4 protein-coding genes are annotated in these 3,298 nt (G+C 72.3%); 3 read left to right on the forward strand and 1 reads right to left on the reverse strand.

The features are described 5' to 3' along the window. Together IE312_RS25735 and IE312_RS25740 are read left to right on the forward strand one after the other, a co-directional pair. A partial coding sequence (locus IE312_RS25735; protein ID WP_189984721.1) for an alpha/beta fold hydrolase occupies nucleotides 1-851 on the forward strand: 851 nt, incomplete at its 5' end. A gap of 40 nt (nucleotides 852-891) precedes the next feature. Beyond that, nucleotides 892-1,626, forward strand: a complete 735-nt coding sequence (locus tag IE312_RS25740) for a thioesterase II family protein (protein WP_189984722.1) — start codon at nucleotides 892-894, stop codon at nucleotides 1,624-1,626. Nucleotides 1,627-1,718: 92 nt separating this feature from the next. Here IE312_RS25740 and IE312_RS25745 read toward each other — a convergent pair whose 3' ends face one another. After that, nucleotides 1,719-2,678: a TetR/AcrR family transcriptional regulator gene (locus IE312_RS25745; RefSeq protein WP_229900426.1), complete on the reverse strand. Its 960-nt coding sequence runs from the start codon at nucleotides 2,676-2,678 to the stop codon at nucleotides 1,719-1,721. A 202-nt stretch (nucleotides 2,679-2,880) separates the two neighbouring features. Here IE312_RS25745 and IE312_RS41795 point away from each other — a divergent pair. Next, the coding region (locus IE312_RS41795) for an ATP-binding cassette domain-containing protein (protein WP_229900427.1) at nucleotides 2,881-3,298 on the forward strand (418 nt) is incomplete at its 3' end.

Here is a 3,298-nt window from a genome sequence, read left to right on the forward strand (position 1 = left end):
CCCTGCTCGCCACCCGCCTGATCGGCCGGATCCGGACCGAACTCGGCATCGACATCCCCATCCGGACGGTGTTCCGCGCGCCCACGGTCGCCCAGTTGTCGGCGCTGCTGGTCACCAGCACGCTGCCGGACGAGTTCGACGACCCGTTCGCCGTCCTGCTGCCGCTGAAGTCCGGCGGGGACCTGCCGCCGCTGTGGTTCTTCCCGCCGGGCGGCGGGCTGAGCTGGTCGTACCTAGGTTTCATGTCCCAGCTGGACGACGACCGGCCGGTCTACGGCTTCCAGGCGCACGGCTACGACGGGAGCCGGCCGGCCTCCTCGGTCGAGGAGATGGTCGAGGACTACGTGACACGGATGCTCGCGGTGCAGGCCGAGGGACCGTTCCACCTGGTGGGCTGGTCGTACGGCGGCACGATCGCGCACGCCGTGGCCGAAGCGCTGGACCGGCGCGGGCACCGGGTGGCACTGCTGGCGCTCCTGGACTGCGTGCCGAGCAGAGGGTTCCACGGGGTGACCGAGTTCGACCAGGCCGCCGCGCGGGCGTCCATCGCGGACTACCTGAGCGACTTCCTGAACGTGGACGAGCAGGACCGCTTCCTCGACCGGGCGGCCGAGGTGCTCGCGAACAACATGGCGATCGTGAAGGAGTTCGAGCAGCCGGTGTACCGCGGGGACGTCCTCTTCTTCCACGCGGCCAAGAAGGACGAGGAGTCCTGGGCGGCCCTGTGGGAGCCGCACGTCGAGGGCGCCATCGAGCAGTTCGACGTACCGGCCACCCACCTGGAGATGAACATGCCGGCGCCGGCCGCGGCGGTCTGCGCGGTGCTCAAGGACCGGCTGGGCCGGCGGTGACGGTGCCCCGGGCACCCCGGAACTCAGGGAGGAGCAAGGCGTGAGGAGCAGCGGTCGTACCCGGCTCTACTGCCTGCCGTACGCCGGCGGGTCGGCGCCGCGCATCTACAGCCACTGGAAGCGGCGGCTGCCGGCGGGCATCGAGGTGGTTCCCCTGGAGCTGCCGGCCCGCGGTACACGGATGCGGGAGCGACCGCTGCCGAGGGTGGAGGCACTGGTGGCCGACGCACTGCGGCAGGTGCTGCCCTGGCCCGGCGAGTCGTTCGCGCTGTTCGGCCACAGCCTGGGCGGCATCCTGGCGTTCGAGCTGGCCCGTGCGCTGGAACACCGGCACGGCCGTCCGCCCTGCCGGCTCCTGGTCTCCGGTGCCCGGGCCCCGGACCTCCCGCGCACGCCGAGCCTGGACTTCCTGCTCCCGGACCGCCAGTTCCGCGACCGGATCAGCGCGCTGAACGGCACACCGCCGCAGGTCCTGGAGGACGACGAACTGATGGAGCTGTTCCTGCCGGTGCTGCGCGCCGACTTCGCGGCGGCGGCGCAGTGGCGGTACCGCGAGGACCGGCCCCTGTCCTGTCCGATCACCGTCTTCGGCGGCCGGGCGGACGCGGACGTCCCGCCGGCGAGCCTGACCGGGTGGAGCCGCCAGACCGTGGCCGACTGCGAGGTGGAACTGCTGCCGGGCGGTCACTTCTTCCTCGACGAGGTGCCCGGCACACTCGTGCCGCTGGTGGCCGACCGGCTGCTGCCGGTCGGCAGCGCCGCACGACGGCCGTGAAACCGGCACCACGACGACCGCGGCCCCGTGCCACCCGGCTGCCCGGGCGGCACGGGGCCGCCGTCGTCCTCGGGGAGGGCGCCGTGATGTCGTCAGTGGAAGAGTCCGCGCACGGACTGGGAGGCGGCGGAGGCGGTGGTCCTGCGGGGGCGGCCGGCGGGTCGCGCATCCGGGGCCGGACCGGTGGCCGTGGCGTCCTCCGGTCCGGTGCCGGGACCACCGGACTCGTCGGCCCGGGCATCACCGGACTCATCGGCCCCTGTGCCGGGACCGGCCCCGGCATCACCGGGCGCATCGGTGCGTGCCCCGGAACCGGCGCCCGCATCACCGGGCTCATCGGCCCCCCGGCCGGAGCGGGCCTCCGGCTCGGCCGGGAGGTCGGGCGCGGCCACGGGCGAGCGGGAGCCCTGCCCGCGCAGCCGGGCCTCCAGGCCGTCGAGGATGGTCTCCAGACCGAAGGCGAACTTCTGGCTGAGCAGTTCCGCCGGGTCCGCTCCGCCGAGGACCGCCATGCGTTCCTTCAGCCGCGGGTACTGCGCGGCGATCTGGTCCGCCTGGGCCGCGATGTCGTCGGCGTCGGCCTTGGCCGCGGCGGCCTGGGTGGCGTCGAGCAGCGCGGTGCCGGCGACGAAGGTGAACGCCGTGTTCATGGCCCAGTCCAGGTCGCGCCCCTGGAAGCCCGCGACCTCGTAGATGGCGTACGAGTGGTCCTGGAAGCGGGCCATCCCGGGGCCGTAGACGAAGTGCGTGCTGATGGCGGGGACCAGCCAGGGATGGCGCTTGACCATCGCGTACGTCTCGGAGACCAGGGCGCGCGCGGCGGCCCGCCAGCCGGACTCCTGCGGGTCGACCAGCTCGACCTCGCCCCACACCCGGTCGCCGGCCAGGACGACCAGGTTCTCCTTGCTGCCGACGTGCCAGTACATGGCCGTGGCAGCCGAGTTCAGGCGCTTGCCGAGGCGCCGCATGCTCAGGCCCTCGATGCCCTCCTCATCGAGCAGCTCGATCGCGGCGTCGACGATCTGATCGCGGTTCAACGTTTCACGCGGCATGACGAAAGCCTAACCCAGGGACTTCAACACTGTTCGAGTCGGGACTTGCACGGCGTGCAAGTCGGCTTCTATGCTCGGAGACGCGCCGCACTTGAACGGTGTGTAAGTCGAGGCCGTCCAGAGGTCGGCCGCCGGGATCCGGCCCCTGCGGGCCCTGCGGGATCCGGCTCATGTCAGCAGTGACGAGAGAGCGGGAACGCCGATGAAGACCTTGACCGAACCGATCACGACCACACGCTCCTCGGCGATCTCCGCCGAAGGCCTGCGCAAGTCCTACGGCGACAAGCTGGTGCTCGACGGCATCGACCTGACCATCCCCGAGGGCTCGGTCTTCTGCCTGCTCGGCCCCAACGGCTCGGGCAAGACCACCACCGTGCAGATCCTGTCGACGCTGATCCCGGCCGACGCCGGCCGCGCCCTGGTCGCCGGCCACGACGTCGCCGCCGAGGGGCACGCCGTCCGCAAGGCCATCGGCGTGACCGGCCAGTTCTCGGCCGTGGACAACCTGCTCACCGCCGAAGAGAACCTGCTGCTGATGGCGGACCTGCAGCACCTCGGGCGCGCGGAGGGCAAGCGGCGTGCCGCGCGGCTGCTGGAGCGCTTCGACCTCACGGATTCGG

This window comes from Streptomyces capoamus, from assembly GCF_014654935.1.
GTDB classification, from domain to species: domain Bacteria; phylum Actinomycetota; class Actinomycetes; order Streptomycetales; family Streptomycetaceae; genus Streptomyces; species Streptomyces capoamus.

Coding starts and splice junctions, on each gene's coding strand:
- IE312_RS25745 (WP_229900426.1), bottom strand. CDS start 2,678: ATGCCGCGTGAAACGTTGAACCGCGATCAGATCGTCGACGCCGCGATC.